The organism is Streptomyces sp. SA15 (assembly GCF_002291145.1).
Taxonomy (GTDB): domain Bacteria; phylum Actinomycetota; class Actinomycetes; order Streptomycetales; family Streptomycetaceae; genus Streptomyces.
The window spans coordinates 163,217-182,689 of record NZ_NTGE01000111.1; the positions used below are offsets into that span (position 1 = coordinate 163,217).

20 protein-coding genes and 1 riboswitch are annotated in these 19,473 nt (G+C 69.5%); of the genes, 9 read left to right on the forward strand and 11 right to left on the reverse strand.

Features of this window, described 5'->3' with window-relative positions:
* Positions 1–13 precede the first annotated feature (13 nt).
* The 3 genes from CLM62_RS25885 to CLM62_RS25895 all read right to left on the reverse strand — a co-directional run bounded on the left by CLM62_RS25885 (position 14) and on the right by CLM62_RS25895 (position 3,294).
* Entirely contained in the window at positions 14–943 is a 930-nt protein-coding gene (locus CLM62_RS25885) for a 1-phosphofructokinase family hexose kinase (RefSeq protein ID WP_095752301.1), read from the reverse strand.
* 138 nt (positions 944–1,081) lie between these two features.
* Positions 1,082–2,188 carry an N-acetylglucosamine-6-phosphate deacetylase gene (gene nagA / locus CLM62_RS25890; RefSeq protein ID WP_095752345.1) on the reverse strand — a complete coding sequence of 369 codons (1,107 nt, stop codon included), beginning with the start codon at positions 2,186–2,188 and terminating at the stop codon, positions 1,082–1,084.
* A 104-nt stretch (positions 2,189–2,292) separates the two neighbouring features.
* Positions 2,293–3,294: an ROK family protein gene (locus CLM62_RS25895; RefSeq protein WP_095752302.1), complete on the reverse strand. Its 1,002-nt coding sequence runs from the start codon at positions 3,292–3,294 to the stop codon at positions 2,293–2,295.
* Positions 3,295–3,415: 121 nt separating this feature from the next.
* On the opposite strand from CLM62_RS25895, the gene CLM62_RS25900 reads away from it, so the two are divergent.
* From CLM62_RS25900 to otsB, 3 genes are all read left to right on the forward strand, one after another.
* Positions 3,416–4,699, forward strand: coding sequence for an ABC transporter substrate-binding protein (locus CLM62_RS25900; RefSeq protein WP_095752303.1), 1,284 nt, complete (start codon positions 3,416–3,418; stop codon positions 4,697–4,699).
* A gap of 43 nt (positions 4,700–4,742) precedes the next feature.
* Positions 4,743–5,000, forward strand: coding sequence for a DUF3263 domain-containing protein (locus tag CLM62_RS25905; protein ID WP_095752304.1), 258 nt, complete (start codon positions 4,743–4,745; stop codon positions 4,998–5,000).
* A 92-nt stretch (positions 5,001–5,092) separates the two neighbouring features.
* Entirely contained in the window at positions 5,093–5,947 is an 855-nt protein-coding gene (gene otsB / locus CLM62_RS25910; protein WP_095752305.1) for a trehalose-phosphatase, read from the forward strand.
* 45 nt (positions 5,948–5,992) lie between these two features.
* Here the strand turns inward: otsB and CLM62_RS25915 are convergent, their stop codons facing one another.
* Positions 5,993–7,483, reverse strand: coding sequence for a trehalose-6-phosphate synthase (locus CLM62_RS25915; protein ID WP_095752306.1), 1,491 nt, complete (start codon positions 7,481–7,483; stop codon positions 5,993–5,995).
* Positions 7,484–7,633: 150 nt separating this feature from the next.
* Positions 7,634–8,605 (reverse strand): glucosyl-3-phosphoglycerate synthase, encoded by a 972-nt coding sequence (locus CLM62_RS25920; protein WP_095752307.1) that lies wholly within the window; start codon positions 8,603–8,605, stop codon positions 7,634–7,636.
* A gap of 188 nt (positions 8,606–8,793) precedes the next feature.
* A riboswitch (SAM riboswitch) is annotated at positions 8,794–8,954 on the forward strand.
* 17 nt (positions 8,955–8,971) lie between these two features.
* Between CLM62_RS25920 and thrC the strand changes: the two genes are divergently transcribed.
* The 5 genes from thrC to CLM62_RS25945 all read left to right on the forward strand — a co-directional run bounded on the left by thrC (position 8,972) and on the right by CLM62_RS25945 (position 14,646).
* Positions 8,972–10,270, forward strand: a complete 1,299-nt coding sequence (gene thrC, locus CLM62_RS25925) for a threonine synthase (protein WP_095752308.1) — start codon at positions 8,972–8,974, stop codon at positions 10,268–10,270.
* A gap of 93 nt (positions 10,271–10,363) precedes the next feature.
* Positions 10,364–10,639 (forward strand): ubiquitin-like small modifier protein 1, encoded by a 276-nt coding sequence (locus tag CLM62_RS25930; RefSeq protein WP_095752309.1) that lies wholly within the window; start codon positions 10,364–10,366, stop codon positions 10,637–10,639.
* 431 nt (positions 10,640–11,070) lie between these two features.
* The gene (locus tag CLM62_RS25935) at positions 11,071–11,274 is read left to right on the forward strand and encodes a cold-shock protein (RefSeq protein ID WP_010035953.1); all 204 of its coding nucleotides are present in this window, start codon (positions 11,071–11,073) and stop codon (positions 11,272–11,274) included.
* Between the two features lie 360 nt (positions 11,275–11,634).
* Entirely contained in the window at positions 11,635–13,260 is a 1,626-nt protein-coding gene (gene groL, locus CLM62_RS25940; protein ID WP_095752310.1) for a chaperonin GroEL, read from the forward strand.
* Positions 13,261–13,515: 255 nt separating this feature from the next.
* Positions 13,516–14,646 (forward strand): NADH:flavin oxidoreductase, encoded by a 1,131-nt coding sequence (locus tag CLM62_RS25945; protein WP_095752311.1) that lies wholly within the window; start codon positions 13,516–13,518, stop codon positions 14,644–14,646.
* A gap of 23 nt (positions 14,647–14,669) precedes the next feature.
* On the opposite strand, the gene CLM62_RS25950 is transcribed toward CLM62_RS25945, so the two are convergent.
* From CLM62_RS25950 to CLM62_RS25970, 5 genes are all read right to left on the reverse strand, one after another.
* Entirely contained in the window at positions 14,670–15,242 is a 573-nt protein-coding gene (locus CLM62_RS25950) for a hypothetical protein (protein WP_095752312.1), read from the reverse strand.
* A gap of 4 nt (positions 15,243–15,246) precedes the next feature.
* A complete protein-coding gene (locus tag CLM62_RS25955) occupies positions 15,247–15,927 on the reverse strand; it encodes a Uma2 family endonuclease (protein ID WP_257004090.1) in 681 nt (226 codons plus the stop codon).
* Positions 15,928–15,986: 59 nt separating this feature from the next.
* Positions 15,987–16,802, reverse strand: a complete 816-nt coding sequence (locus tag CLM62_RS25960) for a hypothetical protein (protein WP_095752313.1) — start codon at positions 16,800–16,802, stop codon at positions 15,987–15,989.
* Positions 16,803–17,085: 283 nt separating this feature from the next.
* Positions 17,086–17,292, reverse strand: coding sequence for a DUF397 domain-containing protein (locus tag CLM62_RS25965; RefSeq protein ID WP_095752314.1), 207 nt, complete (start codon positions 17,290–17,292; stop codon positions 17,086–17,088).
* On the reverse strand, positions 17,276–18,115 hold the full coding sequence (locus CLM62_RS25970; RefSeq protein WP_095752315.1) for a helix-turn-helix transcriptional regulator: 840 nt from the start codon (positions 18,113–18,115) through the stop codon (positions 17,276–17,278). Before CLM62_RS25970 ends, CLM62_RS25965 begins: the two co-directional genes overlap by 17 nt.
* Before the next feature lie 116 nt (positions 18,116–18,231).
* Here CLM62_RS25970 and CLM62_RS25975 point away from each other — a divergent pair, with 116 nt between their 5' ends.
* A complete protein-coding gene (locus tag CLM62_RS25975) occupies positions 18,232–18,624 on the forward strand; it encodes a hypothetical protein (protein ID WP_095752347.1) in 393 nt (130 codons plus the stop codon).
* Here CLM62_RS25975 and CLM62_RS25980 read toward each other — a convergent pair.
* Positions 18,596–19,450, reverse strand: a complete 855-nt coding sequence (locus CLM62_RS25980) for an aldo/keto reductase (RefSeq protein ID WP_095752316.1) — start codon at positions 19,448–19,450, stop codon at positions 18,596–18,598. The genes CLM62_RS25975 and CLM62_RS25980 overlap by 29 nt on opposite strands.
* Positions 19,451–19,473 lie beyond the last annotated feature (23 nt).

Below are 19,473 nucleotides of genomic sequence, written 5' to 3' on the forward strand. Positions count from 1 at the left end.
CGAGGTCGCGCCGTCACGCCGCGCTGACCTCCCCCGTCACCGCCACCCGCCCCAGCAGCTCCTCGTACGCCGCCCGGTCGAACTCGCCCGCCACCGGGGCGAGGACCGTCGCCGCGGACAGGGCGGCCGCGCGGGTCAGGCGGTCCGGCCAGGGCAGGTGGTCCACCAGGCCCGACAGCAGGCCCGCGACCGCCGAGTCGCCGGCGCCTGTGGGGTTGCCGTGGACGCGGGCGGGTGGGGTGGCTCGCCAGCGGCCCTCGGGGGTCGCCGCGAGGAGGCCCTCGGCGCCCAGGGAGGCGACGACGGCCCGGGCGCCGCGTCGGCGGGCGTCCTGGGTAGCCCGTACGGGCTCGTGGGAGCCGGTCAGTTCGGCCAGTTCGTCGGCGTTCGGTTTGATGATGTCCGGGCGGGCGGCCACCCCGCGCCGCAGAGCCTCACCGCTGGTGTCCAGGAGTATGGGGACACCGGCCGACCTCGCGGTACGGATCAGCCCGGCGTACGCCCCCACCGGTACCCCCGGTGGCAGGCTCCCGCACAGCGCGACCGCGGACGCCGACGCGAGCAGGTCCTCGTACGCCTCCTGGAAGGCGGACCACTCGGCGGGTGTGACCGTCGGCCCGGGTTCGTTGAGCTGGGTGGTGTCGCCGGTCTGTGCGTCCACGACGGCGATCGTGCGCCGGGTGGCACCGCCGACCGGGACGAGTGCGTCCACCACGCCCGGCGTGGCGGTGAGCTGTTCCTGTACGACGCGTCCGGTGGCGCCGCCCACGAAGCCGGTGACCGTCACCCCGTGCCCGAGGGCCGCGAGCACACGGGCCACGTTCACGCCCTTGCCGCCCGGCCGTTCGGTGACCTCCGTCACCCGGTGGGAGGCGTGCGGGCGCAGGGACCGTACGCGATAGGTGATGTCGAGAGCGGTGTTCAGCGTGACCGTGAGGATCACCTGGGCCGACCTCCCCCGAAGATACTCAGATACTCAGATTGTGCTTGCCGTCTGTGCGCCCGGACGGCTGATCATGCCAAACGGGCGGCGGTCGTCCCAGTTTCGCAGGACAACCGCCGCCCTCAACAGCCGGACAGATCACCCCAGTTGGGGATCGACCACCCATTCGCCCCGGCGCATCACGCCTTTGAGGCCGAAATCGGCGTCAAGGACGACCAGGTCGGCGTCCTTGCCCGGCTCCAGGGAGCCGACGGTGTCGTACATGCCGAGGAGACGGGCCGGGTTGGCGGACAGGGCGGCCACCACGTCCTCCACCGGCAGCCGGTCGATCGTCACCGCCCGCTGGAAGGCGCGGTCCAGGGTGAGGGTGGAGCCGGCGATCGAGCCGCCCTCCACCAGGCGGGCCACGCCCTCGCTGACCTCCACCTCCAGCGGGCCGAGCAGATAGCGGCCGTCGCCGAAACCGGCCGCGTCCATCGCGTCCGTGATGAACGCCACGCGGGCCGCGCCCGCCCGGTGGAACGCCAGTTCCAGCGCGGCCGGGTGCAGGTGCGTGCCGTCGTTGATCAGCTCGACGGTGACGCGCTCGTCCTCCAGCAGGGCCGCGATGGGGCCGGGGGCGCGGTGGCCGAGCTGTGGCATGGCGTTGAAGAGGTGGGTGGCGACCGTGGCGCCCGCCTCGATGGCCTCCACCGTCTGCTCGTACGTCGCGTCCGTGTGCCCGACCGCCGCGATCACGCCGTGCTCGGCCAGCAGCCGTACGGAGTCGATGCCGCCGGGGAGTTCGGTGGCGAGGGTGACCATCTTGGCCTTCCCGCGCGCCGCGTCGATCAGCTTGCGGACCTCCGCCGGGTCCGGGTCGCGCAGCAGTTCCTCGGAGTGGGCGCCCTTGCGGCACGGGGAGATGAACGGTCCCTCGAAGTGGATCCCGGCGATCTCCCCCTGCTCGGCCAGCTCGGAGAGCAGCCCGGCCCGCTGGGCGAGGAAGTCCATGTCGCCGGTGACCGTCGAGGCGACGAGGGTGGTGGTGCCGTGGAGGCGGTGGGTGTGGATGCCGGTGACTACGTCGTCTGGCGTGCCTGACGTGAACGAAGCTCCACCGCCGCCGTGATTGTGGATGTCCACGAAGCCCGGCACGAGCCAGTGGTCGGTGAGGTCGATGCGACGGGCGCTCTCTGGGGCTGTGCCGGCGATGCGCGTGCCGTCGACGATCACCTGACCCTCTTTGAGGGTTCCTGTCGGCATTACCACGTTGGCGCCGGAGAGGATGAGGGGCACGTTGCGCGTCGCGGTCTGCGGGTGCGTTGTGGCTGGTCGCGCAGTTCCCCGCGCCCCTGGGTGGGCTGCCATCAGGGAGATACCTCCGTACGGTCGGGTTTGTCGAGGAGATCCCATGCCAGTAGCCCGGCACCGAGGCACCCGGCTGTGTCCCCCAGAGCTGCGGGAACGATCGACGGCGGCTTCTGGAAGGTGACCCGCCGCCGGACCGCCTCCCGTAGCGGTGTGAACAAGGTTTCCCCCGCCTCCGCCAGCCCGCCACCGATGATCAGGGTGCGCGGGTCCAGCAGGGTGAGCGCGGTGACCAGGCCGTCGGCGAGGGCGTCGACGGCGTCCTGCCAGACTCGTACGGCGTTCGGGTCGCCGGACGTGACGGCCTTCGCGCAGTCGGCCGCGTCCGCCTCGGGGTCCTCGCAGGCCTCCGCCCACGCCTCGCTGACGGCCGCCGCCGACGCATACCGCTCCAGACAGCCGCGCTGCCCGCACGGACAAGGGGTTCCCCCGGGCCGTACGACGATGTGACCGATCTCGCCCGCGAAGCCGTGCGCGCCCGCCTCCACCCGGCCGCCGATGCCGATCGCGCCCGCGATGCCGGTGCCCAGCGGCACGAACAGGAAACGGTCGGCGCCCCGGCCCGCGCCGATCCGGCCCTCCGCGAGGCCGCCGGTGCGCACGTCGTGCCCGAGGGCGACGGGGATGCCGCCGAGCCGGTCGGCGAGCAGGTCGCGCAGGGGTACGTCATGCCAGCCGAGGTTGGCCGAGTAGGTGGCGATGCCGTGCTCCTCGTCGACGATGCCGGGGACGGCGACGCCGGCGGCGGCCGCGGGCTCGCCGAAGCGCAGGTCGCCGTAGGCGCGCAGCTCGGCGGCGAAGTCGAGGATGCCTCCGACGACGGCGTCCGGTCCGCGTTCGCGGCCGGTGGCGCGGCGGGCCTGGTGGAGCACGGGGGGCCTGGGGGCCCGCGGCGGCAGCCGCTGATCGATGCCGCCCCCAGAAGGCACAGCGCCTTCCGCCCCGATCAGGGCGGCCTTCATCCCGGTGCCGCCCACATCGAGGGCGATGACATGTTTCACGTGAACAGTGTGGCCCGGGGACCCGCAAGAGGTCTAGTCCACTTACGTGGTGTAGACCTTATTCGGTGTCATATGTATGACGTATCGAAAGTTTTGATGGTCCGATCACTGATTTGGAGCGATGGCAGTGCAGCGTCGGCGTAGGACAGGGACGATCGCGGCGGTGTCCGCATTGGGCATGACAGCGGTCCTCGGCGGCTGCGGCGGTGGCGGCCTCAGCGGCGACTCCGGCGAGGTGACGCTGAAGCTGGTCGCCGCCGACTACGGCGACAGCACGGCCAACAGCTCCAAGAAGTACTGGGACGCCCTCGTCAAGGACTACGAGTCGCAGCACTCCGGCGTGAACATCGACGTCTCCGTCTACTCCTGGAACGACGTCGACCGCAAGGTCAAGGAGATGGTCGACGCCGGCAACGCGCCCGACATGGCGCAGATCGGCGCGTACGCCGACTACGCGGACGAGGACCTGCTCTACACGGCCGACGACCTGGTCTCCATCTCCGTCCAGGCCGACTGGGTCTCCCAGCTCGCCAACGCGGGGGAGGTCAACGGCGTCCAGTACGGCATGCCGTTCGCCGCCTCCACCCGGCTGCTCTTCTACAACAAGACGCTCTTCGACGAGGCCGGCCTCACCCCGCCGAAGACCTGGGACGAGCTGGAGTCCGCCGCCGGGGCGCTGAAGGATCAGGGCGTGAAGTACCCGTACGCGCTGCCCCTCGGGCCCGAGGAGGCGCAGGCCGAGACCATGCAGTGGCTGCTCAGCGGCGGGGGCGGTTACACCGACACGCTCGGTACGTACGGCATCGACTCCTCGGACAACGTCGAGACCTTCACCTGGCTGAAGAACGACCTGGTCGGCAAGGGGCTGACCGGGCCGGTCGCGCCGGGCGAGCTGAACCGTGCCGACGCGTTCGCCGCGTTCGCGGCCGGGGACGTCGGCATGCTGAACGGGCATCCCTCGCTGATGAAGATCGCCGCGAAGAAGGGGGTGAAGTTCGGGATGGTGCCGATGCCGGGTGCGGACGGGCCGAGCAAGGTCTCCATGGGGGTCGCCGACTGGATGACCGCGTTCAAGCGGAACGGTCATGGCGAGCAGATCGGGGACTTCCTCGACTTCGTGTACGACGAGAAGAACGTGCTCGACTTCTCGCGCGAGTACGACCTGCTGCCGGTGACCAACTCCGCGTCCGACGCCATGAGCGCGGCGAAGGAGGACGCCGATCTGAAGCCGTTCCTGGAGGAGCTGCCGCTCTCCGAGCTGTATCCCGTCGGCGAGACCTCCTGGGCGCAGGTCAGCGCGGACATCAAGAAGCGGATCGGCGAGGCCGTCGCGCCCGACGGCAGCCCGGCGGAGGTGTTGAGCCGGATCCAGACGACGGCGTTCTCGGCGCAGACGGCGGGGTAGGCGCGGCGGTCCGGCTGTCAGTGGGGGCGGTTACCTTGCGAGTATGGATCAGGAAGAGCGGCAGGAGCGGGAGCAGGAGGGGCTCGGGCGCAGGGAGCGGGACATCCTTGCGTTGGAGCGGCGTGGCTTCAGTGGGCCCGGGGTGAAGGAGCGGGCGATACGGGAGGAGCTGGGGTTGGCGCCGGTGCGGTACTACCAGTTGCTGAATGCTCTGCTGGACGATGAGCGGGCGTTGGCGTTCGATCCGGTGACGGTCAATCGGTTGCGGCGGGTGCGGGAGGCACGGCGCGGCGAGCGGTGATGGTGGGCGCCCGGCGCCGGGGTGACCGTCCAGGCTGGAATTCGCGGGCCGGTGCCGAGAATGTGCGGCCCTTCCGTGGATATGGTCGCCGTATGGGCAGCCACCCGAACGCCACTGACCCCCTGCCGACGCCCGCGACCCCCGCCGGACGCGACGGACTCGACGCCATTCTCGCGCGGCCCGCCAACGCGGTGATCGCGCTCGACTTCGACGGGACCCTCGCGCCGATCGTGGCGGATCCCGAGCAGGCCCGTGCCCACCCGGACGCCGTGCCCGCGCTCGCCGCCCTCGCCCCGAAGGTCGCCGCCGTGGCCGTGATCACGGGTCGGCCGGCCGGTGTCGCCGTACGGCACGGCGGGTTCGCCGGTGTGCCCGGCCTGGAGCACCTCGTCGTCCTCGGTCATTACGGCGCCGAACGCTGGGACGCCGTCACCGGCACCGTCAATGCCCCCGCCCCCCATCCCGGCGTCGCCGCCGTCCGTGCCGCGTTGCCGGGGGTTCTCGACGGGGTCGGTGCGCGGGAGGGCACCTGGATCGAGGAGAAGGGGCGTGCGGTCGCCGTTCACACGCGCCGGGCCGCCGATCCTCAGGCCGCCTTCGACGCTCTGCGCGGGCCCCTCACCGATCTGGCCGCCCGCCACGGTCTGATCGTCGAGCCCGGACGCCTGGTCCTCGAACTCCGCCCGCCCGGCATGGACAAGGGCGTCGCCCTGCTCGAGTACGTCCGCGAGATCTCCGCGGACTCCGTCCTCTACGCCGGTGACGACCTCGGAGACCTTCCCGCCTACGCCGCCGTCGACAAACTCCGCACCGACGGCACGCCGGGACTGCTGGTGTGCAGCGGCAGCGATGAGGTGACCGAGCTGCGGGATCGGGCGGATCTGGTGGTGGACGGACCGGAGGGGGTGGTGCGGCTGTTGTGGGGGCTGGCGACGCGGCTCGGCTGAGACCGAGGGCGGGTGCGGTGAGGCGAGGGCCAGGGCGGAGCCCCTTCACTCCTTCAGCGCACCCAGCTGCTCCACAAACCACTGCGCCGGCGGCAACGCCGTAGCCGCCGCAGCCAACCGCTTCGTCCGCTCCGCCCGCTCCTCCGGCGCCATCGACAACGCCTCGTGCAACGCCCGAGCCGTCTCCATCACGTCGTACGGATTGACGGTGATCGCATCCTCGCGCAGCTCCCAGTACGCCCCCGCCTCCCGGGACAGCACCAGCGCACACCCCTCGTCGGAGACGACCGGCACCTCCTTGGCCACGAGGTTCATGCCGTCCCGGATGGGATTGACCAGGGCCACGTCCGCCAGCCGGTACGCGGCCAGCGAGCGCGCGAAGTCGTCCTTGAGGTTCAGCACGACCGGCGTCCAACCCGGCGTACCGTACTGGGAGTTGATCTCCTCCGACAGCCGCCGCACCTCCGCCATGTACTCCCGGTACACCGCGAGATCCTGCCGCGACGGGTACGCGAACGCCACGTGCGCCACCCGCCCCCGCCACTCGGGGTGATCGTCGAGCAGCTGCCGGTACGCGAGCAGTCCGCGCACGATGTTCTTCGACAGCTCGGTCCGGTCGACCCGGACGATCGCCTTGCGCGCGCTGCCGTCGGGAGCCGTGCCGATCTCCTCCCGCAGCGCCGCCACCCGCTCGTCCACATCGGCCTCGTGCGCCCGCTGGCGCAGGAAGTCCGCGTCCGCACCGAGCCCGTGCACGCCGATCCGCGTGGTGCGGAAGGGGGGCCGGCCGGTGGGGGAGTGCTCGATCGTCTTCTCTTTGCTCGGGATCGGGATGCTCACCTGGATCCGCTCGCCGTCGACCTGCCCGGCGCAGTCCATGAACGCCATGGCCCAGCGGTGGGTCAGGAACGCCAGCCGGTCCGCGCCGAGCATGCCCCACGTCAGCTGAGCCCGGATGTCGTCCGGCAGCAGAGCGAAGTACTCCGCCGGCGCCCACGGCGTGTGCGAGAAGTGCCCGATCCGCAGGTCCGGCCGCAGCTCACGCAGCATCCCCGGCACCAGGCACAGGTGATAGTCCTGCACCAGCACCGCCGCCCCGGGCGCCGCCTCCTCGGCCAGAGCCTCGGCGAACGCCCGGTTGTAGGTCTCGTACGACGCCCACTGCCGCCGGAACTCCCCGTCGAAGACCGGCTCCAACGGGGTCTGGTACAGCATGTGGTGGACGAACCACAGCACGGAGTTGGCGATGCCGTTGTACGCGTCGGAGTGCACGTCGCCCGGGATGGCGAGCATGCGCACACCCGGCTCGCCCACCCCGCGCCGTACCGCCTCCCGGTCGCCGTCGCCCAGCGCCGAGCACACCCACAGGGCGCCCGCGTCCGGCCCGATCGCCGACAGGCCCGAGACCAGCCCGCCGCCGCCGCGTTTGGCGTGCAGCGAGCCGTCCTCGCGGACCGCGTAGGAGACCGGGCCGCGGTTGGACGCGACCAGCACTTGAGCACCCCGAGCACCCTGAGCAGCCTGCGTGGAAGCCATACGCCACAACCTAGCCCAGCCCGTAACCGCTCAAACGTGCGGATGCCTTACACGATCAGTCGTATACGGCCCGTAAGGGCACGCATTCAGTACGCATTCAGCACGCAGACGGGTCGCATTCAGATCGAATGCGACCCGGATACGACCGACTCAAGCGACCTTCCGCTCCGCGTACTCCGCGATCTCCACCATCGGCGGCCGCTCCTCCGTGTCCACGGAGTACGTGCGCGGCTCGAAGCCGTCCTCGCCCCGCTCGAACTGGGTGAGGGACGGCCGGATCAGATGCCCGCGGGCCAGCCGCAGCTGGGCCGTGCGGTATATCGCGGCCGACATGCGGCCCAGGGCCTGCCCGTCCTGGTGGCGGTGCTTGCGGACGCCGACATCGACCTGGGCGAGCGCGTCGAGGCCCACCAGGTGCAGGGCGTCCACCAGCATGCCCAGCTCCACCCCGTATCCGACCGGGAAGGGGAGCTGTTCCAGGAGCGAGCGGTGGGCCGCGTACTCGCCGCCGAGCGGCTGGACGAAACCGGCCAGCTGCGGCCAGTGCATGTTCAGCAGCGGGCGCGCCATGAGCTCGGTGACCCGGCCGCCCTGGCCGGCCGTCTTGCCGGAGTCGAGCGAATTCAGCTCAGCGCCCAGCGGACGGTCGTACATCCCCTTGACCAGGTCGACCCCGGGGTCGGTGAGCAGCGGGCCCACGATCCCGGAGACGAAGTCCGACGAGAACTCCTTCAGGTCCGCGTCGATGAAGCAGACGATGTCCCCACTGGTGACCAGGAGCGAGCGCCACAGCACCTCGCCCTTGCCGGGGACGGTCGGGATGCGGGGGAGGATGTCGTCGCGGTGGACGACCCTCGCCCCGGCCGCCGTGGCGACCTGGGACGTGCGGTCGGTCGACCCGGAGTCCACGACGACGATCTCGTCGACGAGCGGGACCTGGCGCATGAGGTCGTGACGGATCGCGGCGACGATGTCACCGACCGTCTCCTCCTCGTTGAGCGCGGGCAGCACGACACTGACCGACTGTCGCGTGGCGCGTTTCGCTGCCAGGATCTTGTGGAGCGGGCGATCGGTCTTCGACCAGGAGCGAGTGCTCAGCCAACGCTCGACCTCATTCAGCACGGTGCGCGGCTCCTCTGCGTTCTCTCGGCGAGCGTGTGATCCATGCTCTCTTGGTGGAACATGTGATCCATCTCGCGGTTCGGACGGCTATCTCAACTGTCCTGGCCTTCGGTTACAGTCTTGAACAACGCGGATGACCATCGCATGTCGGGGTCGGCGTTGCGTTTCAACGATCAACAACCACATACCGCTCATCCAGAGGGGCAGAGGGATACGGCCCGATGAAGCCCCGGCAACCCTCCAGCCGGTCTCGTAAACGATCACTGATGATCGTCTTCGCGAGGCTCCACCGGCTAGGGAAGGTGCCAAATCCGTCTCACGGCGAGATGCGTCGTGAGGAAGATGAGGAGAAAGGGCCTCGCCTCAATGGCTGTGCAGACTGTTGCAAGCACCACGGACAACGCCACCGACACCGTCACCGTAGACCTGGGTCCCGCCGCGGCGCTCTCCTGCCGCGAATGCGGTCACCGTGTACCCCTCGGCCCGGTCTTCGCGTGCGAGGAGTGTTTCGGCCCGCTCGAGATCGCCTACGACTTCTCGGCCTACGACACCGAGGAACTCCGCCGGCAGATCGAGGCGGGCCCCGCGAACATCTGGCGTTACGCGCCCCTGCTGCCCGTCCCCGCGGACGTGGCCACCAAGCCGAACATCAACCCCGGCTGGACCCAGCTCGTCAAGGCCGACAACCTCGCGCGCGAGCTCGGCGTGACCGGCGGGCTGTATGTGAAGGACGACTCCGGCAACCCGACGCACTCCTTCAAGGACCGGGTCGTCGCCCAGGCCCTGGAGGCCGCGCGCGCCTTCGGTTTCACCACCCTCTCCTGCTCCTCGACGGGCAACCTCGCCGGAGCCGTCGGCGCCGCCGCCGCCCGGGCCGGCTTCCGCTCCTGCGTGTTCATCCCGCACGACCTGGAGCAGGGCAAGGTCGTCATGGCCGCGGTCTACGGCGGCGAGCTCGTCGGCATCGAGGGCAACTACGACGACGTGAACCGCTTCTGCTCCGAGCTGATCGGCGACCCGGCCGGCGAGGGCTGGGGCTTCGTCAACGTCAACCTGCGGCCGTACTACGCCGAGGGCTCCAAGACCCTGGCGTACGAGATCTGCGAGCAGCTCGGCTGGCAGCTGCCCGACCAGCTGGTCGTGCCGATCGCCTCCGGCTCCCAGCTCACGAAGATCGACAAGGGTCTGCAGGAGCTGATCAAGCTGGGGCTGGTGGAGGACAAGCCGTACAAGATCTTCGGTGCGCAGGCCGAGGGCTGTTCGCCGGTGTCCGTCGCGTTCAAGGGCGGGCACGACGTCGTACGGCCGCAGAAGCCGAACACCATCGCCAAGTCGCTGGCCATCGGCAACCCGGCGGATGGTCCTTACGTCCTGGACATCGCTCGCCGTACGGGCGGGGCGGTGGAGGATGTCAACGACGAGCAGGTCGTCGACGCGATCAAGCTGCTGGCTCGGACCGAGGGCATCTTCGCGGAGACCGCCGGTGGTGTGACCGTGGGGGTTACGCGGAAGCTGATCGAGGATGGCGTGCTGGATCCGACGTTGACGACCGTCGTGCTCAACACTGGGGATGGTCTGAAGACGCTGGATGCGGTGGCCGGGACTGGGCTTACGGCCACGATCCGGCCCAACCTTGATTCGTTCCGTGAGGCTGGTCTCGCGTAGGGCCTGCTTGTTGTTCGTCTGCGGGCCGGTGGGGGCTGGTCGCGCAGTTCCCCGCGCCCCTGGGGGCGTCTACCTGACCGGAGGTTTCATCGAATGAGCGTCAACGTCCGCATCCCCACCATCCTGCGTACCTACACGGGCGGGCAGGCCGAGGTCGTCGCCGAGGGTGCGACCCTCGGCGAGGTCATCGCAGATCTGGAGAAGAACCACACCGGTATCGCCGCCCGCGTCCTGGACGACCAGGGCAAGCTGCGCCGGTTCGTCAACGTGTACGTCAACGACGACGACGTCCGCTTCGAGCAGGGTCTGGAGACCGCCACCCCGGACGGTGCGGGCGTGTCCATCATTCCGGCCGTCGCCGGCGGCTGATCATTACCCACGGTAACGTCAGTTACCGAGAGTTCATCGAATTGCCCCCTCCGTAAGAGAAGCGGAGGGGGCAATTCAATGTGGTTGAGCGCGGTACAGTTGGGGAACGCGCTGCCGACGTTCCAGTCCGAGGCCCCTGATTTCTGCCTTGTGCCCGACAAGAAGTAGCCAAAGTGTGCGCGTCTTTCGTGGCTTTTGTGTGCTTTGTGGGGCCCGACTTGCCCTGAATTCGGGCGAATTCTCGGCAGATTCCCGACCCCGCGCGTCCTGAATTCTCGTCCGATTGACCTGTTGCAGACGGCAGTTGGACAGATACATTCAGCCGCGGTCGACGCGTTCCGGCGCACGCCCCCAATCATGTGGGGGGTGAGGTCTGACCCGGATCCACGAAGTGTGGGTCTGTGCAAGGGCCAGTAATAGGGGAGTTAGGCATGGCTCAGGGCACCGTCAAGTGGTTCAACGCGGAGAAGGGGTACGGCTTCATCGCGGTCGACGGTGGTGCGGATGTTTTCGTCCACTACAGCGCCATCCAGATGGACGGGTACCGCACCCTTGAAGAGGGCCAGCGGGTCGAGTTCGAGATCTCGCAGGGCCAGAAGGGCCCGCAGGCCGACATGGTTCGCGTCTCTGCCTGAACGCGCGACCAACCGCAATCGAACGGTCTTCTCAGGAGGGCCCGCACCCGGCAGGGTGCGGGCCCTCCTGCATGTCCGGGGGCGATACCGCACCGGTTCGATCCCCGAGAGGCGCTTGCGCCCGCCCGTCGCCCGACCACCGCCCCTCAAGGAGCCCGCTTCGCGGGCGCACCTTGCACTCGACGGGGTCGAGTGCTAATCATTGCGTTAGCACTCTGAAGGTGAGAGTGACAGTGTGGACCGGGTCGGTGAGGCCCGCAGGCCGGGTGGGGCAAGGAACCACGAGGCAGGCGAGCCGTCCGTCGCGGGCGCGGGCGCGGTCCGAAGGAATCACCCCCAGTCCTGGAGGGACCACTTCACATGGCCAAGATCATCGCGTTCGACGAGGAGGCGCGGCGCGGCCTCGAGCGCGGCATGAACCAGCTCGCGGACGCCGTGAAGGTGACGCTCGGCCCCAAGGGCCGCAACGTCGTCCTCGAGAAGAAGTGGGGCGCCCCCACGATCACCAACGACGGTGTCTCCATCGCCAAGGAGATCGAGCTCGAGGACCCGTACGAGAAGATCGGCGCCGAGCTGGTCAAGGAAGTCGCCAAGAAGACGGACGACGTCGCCGGTGACGGTACGACCACGGCGACCGTTCTCGCCCAGGCCCTGGTCAAGGAGGGCCTGCGCAACGTAGCCGCCGGCGCCAACCCGATGGCCCTCAAGCGTGGTATCGAGAAGGCCGTCGAGGCCGTCTCCGGTGCCCTGCTGGAGCAGGCCAAGGATGTCGAGACCAAGGAGCAGATCGCCTCCACGGCCTCCATCTCCGCCGCCGACACCCAGATCGGCGAGCTCATCGCCGAGGCGATGGACAAGGTCGGCAAGGAAGGCGTCATCACCGTCGAGGAGTCCCAGACCTTCGGTCTGGAGCTGGAGCTCACCGAGGGTATGCGCTTCGACAAGGGCTACATCTCGGCGTACTTCGCCACTGACATGGAGCGTATGGAGGCGTCGCTCGACGACCCGTACATCCTGATCGCCAACTCCAAGATCTCCTCGGTCAAGGACCTCCTCCCGCTCCTGGAGAAGGTCATGCAGTCGGGCAAGCCGCTGCTGATCATCGCCGAGGACGTCGAGGGCGAGGCCCTGTCGACCCTGGTCGTCAACAAGATCCGCGGCACCTTCAAGTCCGTTGCCGTCAAGGCCCCGGGCTTCGGTGACCGCCGCAAGGCCATGCTCGGCGACATCGCCATCCTCACGGGCGGCGAGGTCATCTCCGAGGAGGTCGGCCTCAAGCTGGAGAACGCGTCCCTGGACCTCCTGGGTCGCGCCCGCAAGGTCGTCATCACCAAGGACGAGACCACCATCGTCGACGGTGCCGGTTCTTCCGACCAGGTCAACGGCCGGGTCAACCAGATCCGCGCCGAGATCGAGAACAGCGACTCCGACTACGACCGCGAGAAGCTGCAGGAGCGCCTGGCGAAGCTCGCCGGTGGCGTGGCCGTCATCAAGGCCGGTGCCGCCACCGAGGTGGAGCTCAAGGAGCGCAAGCACCGCATCGAGGACGCCGTCCGCAACGCCAAGGCGGCCGTCGAGGAGGGCATCGTCGCCGGTGGTGGCGTGGCCCTGCTGCAGGCCTCCCAGGTGTTCGAGAAGCTGGAGCTCGAGGGTGACGAGGCGACCGGCGCCCAGGCCGTGAAGCTCGCGCTCGAGGCCCCGCTGAAGCAGATCGCCGTCAACGCCGGCCTCGAGGGCGGTGTCGTGGTGGAGAAGGTGCGCAACCTGACCCCGGGCCACGGCCTGAACGCCGCGACCGGCGAGTATGTCGACCTGATCAAGGAAGGCATCATCGACCCGGCGAAGGTGACGCGCTCTGCCCTGCAGAACGCGGCCTCCATCGCCGCGCTGTTCCTCACCACCGAGGCCGTCATCGCCGACAAGCCGGAGAAGGCGGGCGCTGCCCCGGCCGGCGGCGGCATGCCGGGCGGTGACATGGACTTCTGATCGACCTCCGGTTGATCGACCGTCCTTCGAACCGAGGGCGGCACTCCCTGGAAGCAGGGGGTGCCGCCCTCGGGCGTGTCGTGGGTCACAGCGGGCGGAGCGACGGAATGCCCGGGTGGGTGACGGCGGTTGTGCCGTGCGGGCGATGGATGCGCATGCACATACCATCCGGAATGTCCCGTTGTCCGCCCGACCGCCCAACCGCCCGACGTCCGACTACTCGACGTCCGACCGACCTCTCCGAGGAGCCCCTACGTGACCGCCACCACCGCCGATTCGACCTCCCGCGCGGCCCGCATCCTCTCCAGACCGGCCACGATCAACGGCCTGACCGTCCCGAACCGCATCGCGATGGCGCCCATGACGCGCCAGTTCTCCCCGGGCGGCATCCCGGGCGCGGACGTGGCGTCGTACTACTCCCGGCGGGCCGCCGCGGGCGTCGGCCTGATCGTCACCGAAGGCACCTACGTCGGCCACGACTCCGCCGGGCAGAGCGACCGCATCCCGCGCTTCCACGGCGAGGAGCAGCTCGCGGGCTGGGCGAAGGTCGCCGCGGACGTGCACGCGGCGGGCGGCACGATCGTGCCGCAGCTGTGGCACATCGGCATGGTCCGCGAGCAGGGCCAGCCGCCGTACGCGGACGCCCCCGCGGTCGGCCCCTCCGGTCTGCGCCTCGACGGCACCGAGGGCACCGGCAAGGCCATGACGCAGCGGGACGTGGACGAGGTAATCGGCGCGTTCGCGGAGGCGGCGGCCGCGGCGGAGCGGATCGGCTTCGACGGCGTGGAACTGCACGGCGCCCACGGCTACCTCATCGACCAGTTCCTGTGGGCGGGCACGAACCGCCGTACGGACGTCTACGGCGGTGACCCGGTGGCCCGTGCGAAGTTCGCGGAGGAGATCGTGGCGGCCGTCCGCGAGACCGTCTCCCCCTCCTTCCCCGTCATCTTCCGCTACTCGCAGTGGAAGCAGGAGGCGTACAGCGCGAAGCTGGCCGAGACCCCCGAGGAACTGGAAGCCATCCTCGCCCCGCTCGCCGCGGCCGGCGTGGACGCCTTCCACGCCTCCACGCGCCGCTACTGGGTCCCGGAGTTCGACGGCTCCGACCTCAACCTGGCCGGCTGGACGAAGAAGCTCACCGGCAAGCCGGTCATCACCGTCGGCTCGGTCGGTCTCGACGGCGACTTCATCAAGGCCTTCCAGGGCGAGGGATCCCAGGTCAAGGGCATCGACGACCTGCTCGACCGCCTGGAGACGGAGGAGGTCGACCTGATCGCCGTGGGCCGCGCGCTGCTCCAGGACCCTCAGTGGGCGGCGAAGGTGCTGGGCGATCGTTTCGAGGAGCTGAAGCCGTACGACGTGGCGGCGCTGCAGTCGCTGAGCTGAGGTCTGCGGGCGGGGCGGGGCTTCTAAAGGTTCCCCATGGGTTCGATGTCGACGCGAACGGGTGTGCCCCAGACGCGGAGCACCTCGTAGTCGGTGAACTCGTGTACGAGGCGGTAGGCCATGGCCGGGCGGGGCCCGCGTCGCTGGGCGGCCAGATACAGATCGGCCTCCCTGCGATCCCGCCTCGGCGTACCGCAGAGCTGCCACGCCTGTCCGTTCCACAGCTCCGGCAGCCAGCGCTGCTGGGGCTGCGGGCGGTCCTCGCGGACGCCGTAGCGGGACGCGACGGGGTGGTCGGCGGACCGGGGGAGCGGGGCGGCCCCGTTGAACTCGGCCCGCCGGGCGGCCCGTCGCCGGGTTTCGCACAGCAGGCACAGGTCGTGGGCGTTCTCGTCGACCGGCCCCTGAGGATGCTCCGGGCAGCGGGTGCTCGGAGCGGCCGTGGTGACGCTCTCCTCCAGCAGATCGAGGGCCCGCTTGAGGTCGGCCTTGACCTCGTGCAGCTTGGCGTCCGGGGTGTCACCGGTCAGGGCCTCGCCGTGTTCGCCGAGGAGGCGGAGGGCGCGGCCCAGGGCGGTTCGCTGGGCGTGGTTCATGGTGTCAGTCTGCGTAGTCCTTGAGCTTTTCGGTATCCAGGGTGATGTTCACCGGGGCGGGGATCTCGACGGTCGCTCCCCAGGGGTAGGACGGGGACTGCTGGTAGCGGCCGTCTTTCGGCTCGCTGTAGACGGTGATCGTGTTGGTGCCGCGGTCGATGAGGAGGTAGACGGGGATGTCGGCTTCCGCGTAGCCGGTGGGCTTGTCGATGCGGTCGCCTTGGTTGGTGTCACGGTCGTGGGAGGTGATCTCTACGGCCATGAGGGCTCCGTCGGCATCGGACCAGTTGCCGTGTCCCCTGAAGTGGTCCACTGGCGCGAGGAATCCGTCCGTGATGGCGCGGCCCTTGCGATATGCCTCGGCCTTGACGCCACGCTCGGGCATGAGGTTCAGCTCGGGGCGCTGCTGCATGCACTGACGTAGCAGCCACATGAAGATTTCGCCGTGGTTGCCGTCCGGCATGGCCTTGACTACTACCTTTCCGTTGATGTACTCGAGCCGCACGGTTTCGGGGGCTACGGCGGCCAGCTCCTCGAACTCGTCGACATCGAGCGGGCCGTGCCGGATGCACAGCCGTCCGCCGAGGAATTCCAGCCGGTTCTTGATCTCCCTCGGAGCCCTGCGGACGAGTTCATCGAAGTCCTCGACGGACATCTGCGGGCGTTCAGCGGTATCAGGGGTCATGGCGTCGCCTCCTTCCCCCCATCGTGCCCCCGGGTGGTGTCGTCGGACCGTGGGAGCCGTCATGCGGGTGTCCTTTCGTGTCGTCGTACGGCCATTTCGGCACGGATCTCCGCCGCACGGGCATGGATAGCGGAGGCCTGCAGGGGCGTGTGGTGGCGGTCAGGGGCGCGTTCACCCCGGCACGCGCCGCAGATGCCGCCGGGCAGGGCCTCCGGGCGGCCAGGTACTCCGCACTCGGCGCACTCCAGGATGCGGAGGGGTGGGCGTGGGGTGGGCTTCTCCGGCGGAAGCTTGGTGGTGAGGCGGTTGTGGATCAGCCCCGCCGGGTGATGGACCGGGGTGGGCAGGCCATTGGTCAGGGCTCGGGTTACGTCCGCGTCGGTGGCGCCTCGGGCGTACCAGTCGGTGACGAGAGGCGCGAGGCGTGCGCATTCGGCCTCTGACAGCGACAGCGCGGGGGTCTCGCGGCCGAGGGCGGCGAGGAGGATGTTGGCGCGGGATCGGGTGGGGCGAGGCCGGTCCGGCGGTTCGTCCGGGACATCGCCCCGGGTGAAGGCCGCCCACCAGTCATCGTCGCGTGCGGTACGCGTGAACCACGTTCGGGTGATCCAGCGGACGTTCTCGGTGTCGGCCAGCCGTTCTCGTCCGCGTCGCAAGTGGCCTGCCTGTTGGAGGCGGTTGAGCGCGGTCCGGAGGGCGCACTGCCCGTACGGCAGCGTCTTGGCCAGCGTCTTTACGGAGATGTCGGCACCGTCGGGGAGACGGTCGATGTAGGAGGCGATGGCGGCTTCGCGGGGTGGGAGGTGGGCGAAGTCGTGGGCCGTGCGGGGGTGTTGGTCCGGGGCACTGCGCTTCCCGTAACCCGGATTGGCCATTGGGTGCGGGGACGCGTGCGCGGGCAGGAAGGCGGCACTAAGCTGGGCATCAGCCATGGGATCGAACCTGTTCTTCGATCTCGTAGGTCAAGCCCCCGCGCAGGTGCTCCAACATCTGGCGGGGGCTGTTCGTTATGCGGGCACGCTAGACGATCGTCACGGTGCGTGGCAAGCCGAATGCGTCAAGTCAACTCGCCGGGTGGGAGGGTGGGTTGAGGCCCTCCAACCATTCCTTGAAAAGAGGTCTCGGGGCGCGGGGCTTGAGCCTCGGGGCGCCCGTGCGTCAGTCGTGCTTGAGGTTTTCGACGAACGCGGTCCATGCATCGGGCCGGAACACGAGCTTCGGGCCGAGGGGGTTCTTGGAGTCGCGGACGGGGACGACAGCGGGGTGGCCGTCGGCTACTTCGAGGCAGTCGTCGCCCCCGCCGCCGCTGTAGCTCGACTTGTGCCATATGGCCGTGTTCGGGTCGTACTCAGGGATGTTCCTCATGGGCGTAATCCTGCGCCAACGCCTCGATCAGGGCCAGGGACTTCTCCTGCGAGAGCGCGGAGGCCACGAGGAGATCGAACGTGAACCTCAGTTGGGCGACCGTGGCCGGGTCGTCCTCCAGCCGTCCGGTGCGCACCCCCTCGTAGTAGACCAGCGGAGGGGCGTCCTCGAACTCCATCAGCTTCAGGGCACCCTGCATCGCCGCGTGCGCTCCAGCGCTGAGCGGCAGCACCTGCACGATGACCCGGTTGCGACGGGCCAGAGCGGCGATATGGCGCAGGGCCTCCGCCATCACCGCTCGGCCACCTGCCTCCCGGCGCAACGCCGCCTCGTCAAGTACCACCCACAACAACGGCTTTGTTGGATGGTCGAGCAGCCGGATCCGCTCCATCCGGCCTTCCGTCCACTCCTCGACGGTCTCCTCCGGTGCCGTCGGGTCGTACGCGCGGTTCACGGCCCGTGCGTACGCGGGCGTCTGCAGCAAGCCGGGGATCAGGAGCGGCGCGTACTGCCTGATCGCCGTGGCTTGAGCCTCGGCTTCCACCGCCTCCGCGAAGTGCTCCGGATGCTTGGACTTGGCCGCCGCCCCGCAGTTCCGCTGGAAGAAGCCGTCCGTCCCCAGCACCTCATCCAGCAACCGCGCATACTCCGGCTGCATCCGCCGCGTACCCGCCTCCAACTGCCCGATGAACGTGCCGCTCACGAACAGCCGCTGACCCACGTACTCCTGGCTGAGCCCTGCCTTCTCTCTGGCGTGGCGCAGCTCCGCGCCCAGCAGGGCGCGCGGTGACGAGGACGGGTCGAGGTCCTTCGGTCCTGTCATGGCAACTCCCGGTCTGAACAACACAGTTTGTTGGGACGCCCTGTATGGCCAGGCTAGGCACGTTGCCGACACGCTGTGTTGCGAATCACCAACTCTGCGTGGAGGTAGAAGTGAGCGTGCGGTCGACAGAAGAAGTGGTGGCGTCCTTGAAGGAGGCCCTCGTGGGCGTAGGCGTCGTCCTGCCGTCCCTCCGCGTCGATCCCGTGACCGGCGCGAGCGACGAGCCGTTCGCGCTGGTCGAGCTGGGGCGTTGCAACGTACGCACGGCCGAGCGGCTGGCGTCCGTGCTGCGCGGGGAGCGGCCGGCTGTCGGGAGCCATGTCGTCGACGTACGGGACGGGCGTATCGGGGAGGTGATGGGACACGTGGGCGGAAGAGTGCAGCTTCGGCCGGTGAGCGGGGGGCGTGAGTGGGACTGTCCGCCGGAGTCGACCGGGCCCGCTCCGCAGGGGGACGTGCTGCGGGAGCGGGTGCGGAAGGTCAACGGGGAGCGGCGGCTTCGCTGCTGAACAGCCCGTCCAGACGGCTCAACTGGTCCGGTGTGAGGCGGAGGTCGGCCGCAGCCACGTTCTCCTCCAGGTGGGTGGGGCTCGCCGTGCCCGGGATCGGGAGGATCACCGGGGAGTGCGCCAGGAGCCAGGCCAGGGCGACCTGGGTCGGGGTGGCGTCGAGCTCCGCGGCCACCGCGTTTATCTCGGCGTTGGCGTCCGCCGCGCCCGGCGCAACCGGCCGCCAGGGCAGGAACGCGATGTCCGCCGCCTCGCAGGCCTTGAGGACAGGTTCGTGTTCGCGGTCGAGCAGGTTGTAGCGGTTCTGGACGCTCACGATGTCCACGATCGACCGGGCCTCGTCCAGTTCGGCGACCGTCACCTCGGACAGGCCGATCCGTCCGACCTTGCCTTCCGAGCGCAACTCGCTCAGCGTGCCGAGCTGGTCGGCGAGCGGGGTCTCCGGGTCGATGCGGTGGAGTTGGAGCAGCTCGATGCGGTCGAGGCGGAGGCGGCGCAGGGCCTGGTCCACCTGGTCGCGGAGGACCTCCGGGCGGGCGTCGAGGCCCCATTCGCCGGACGCTGAGCGGGCGACGCCGACCTTCGTGGTGACGAGCAGATCGGACGGGTAAGGGTGCAGGGCCTCGGCGAGGAGTTCCTCGTTGGCTCCCCAGCCGTACATATGGGCCGTGTCGATGAGCGTGATGCCCAGCTCCACGGCCCGGCGGGCGACCGCGAGGGAGGCGGTGCGGGCCTCCCCGGCCTCGGTCGGCAGTCGCATCGCGCCGAAGCCGAGTCGTCGTACCTCCAGATCCCCGCCTATACGGAACGTGGGTGCCAGCGGCATGCGTTTCCTCCCCCTTGATGGAA

Coding starts and splice junctions, on each gene's coding strand:
- nagA (WP_095752345.1), bottom strand. CDS start 2,188: ATGCCGACAGGAACCCTCAAAGAGGGTCAGGTGATCGTCGACGGCACG.
- CLM62_RS25900 (WP_095752303.1), top strand. CDS start 3,416: ATGGCAGTGCAGCGTCGGCGTAGGACAGGGACGATCGCGGCGGTGTCC.
- CLM62_RS25905 (WP_095752304.1), top strand. CDS start 4,743: ATGGATCAGGAAGAGCGGCAGGAGCGGGAGCAGGAGGGGCTCGGGCGC.
- otsB (WP_095752305.1), top strand. CDS start 5,093: ATGGGCAGCCACCCGAACGCCACTGACCCCCTGCCGACGCCCGCGACC.
- CLM62_RS25915 (WP_095752306.1), bottom strand. CDS start 7,483: ATGGCTTCCACGCAGGCTGCTCAGGGTGCTCGGGGTGCTCAAGTGCTG.
- thrC (WP_095752308.1), top strand. CDS start 8,972: ATGGCTGTGCAGACTGTTGCAAGCACCACGGACAACGCCACCGACACC.
- CLM62_RS25930 (WP_095752309.1), top strand. CDS start 10,364: ATGAGCGTCAACGTCCGCATCCCCACCATCCTGCGTACCTACACGGGC.
- CLM62_RS25935 (WP_010035953.1), top strand. CDS start 11,071: ATGGCTCAGGGCACCGTCAAGTGGTTCAACGCGGAGAAGGGGTACGGC.
- groL (WP_095752310.1), top strand. CDS start 11,635: ATGGCCAAGATCATCGCGTTCGACGAGGAGGCGCGGCGCGGCCTCGAG.
- CLM62_RS25950 (WP_095752312.1), bottom strand. CDS start 15,242: ATGAACCACGCCCAGCGAACCGCCCTGGGCCGCGCCCTCCGCCTCCTC.
- CLM62_RS25955 (WP_257004090.1), bottom strand. CDS start 15,927: ATGACCCCTGATACCGCTGAACGCCCGCAGATGTCCGTCGAGGACTTC.
- CLM62_RS25960 (WP_095752313.1), bottom strand. CDS start 16,802: ATGGCCAATCCGGGTTACGGGAAGCGCAGTGCCCCGGACCAACACCCC.
- CLM62_RS25965 (WP_095752314.1), bottom strand. CDS start 17,292: ATGAGGAACATCCCTGAGTACGACCCGAACACGGCCATATGGCACAAG.
- CLM62_RS25970 (WP_095752315.1), bottom strand. CDS start 18,115: ATGACAGGACCGAAGGACCTCGACCCGTCCTCGTCACCGCGCGCCCTG.
- CLM62_RS25980 (WP_095752316.1), bottom strand. CDS start 19,450: ATGCCGCTGGCACCCACGTTCCGTATAGGCGGGGATCTGGAGGTACGA.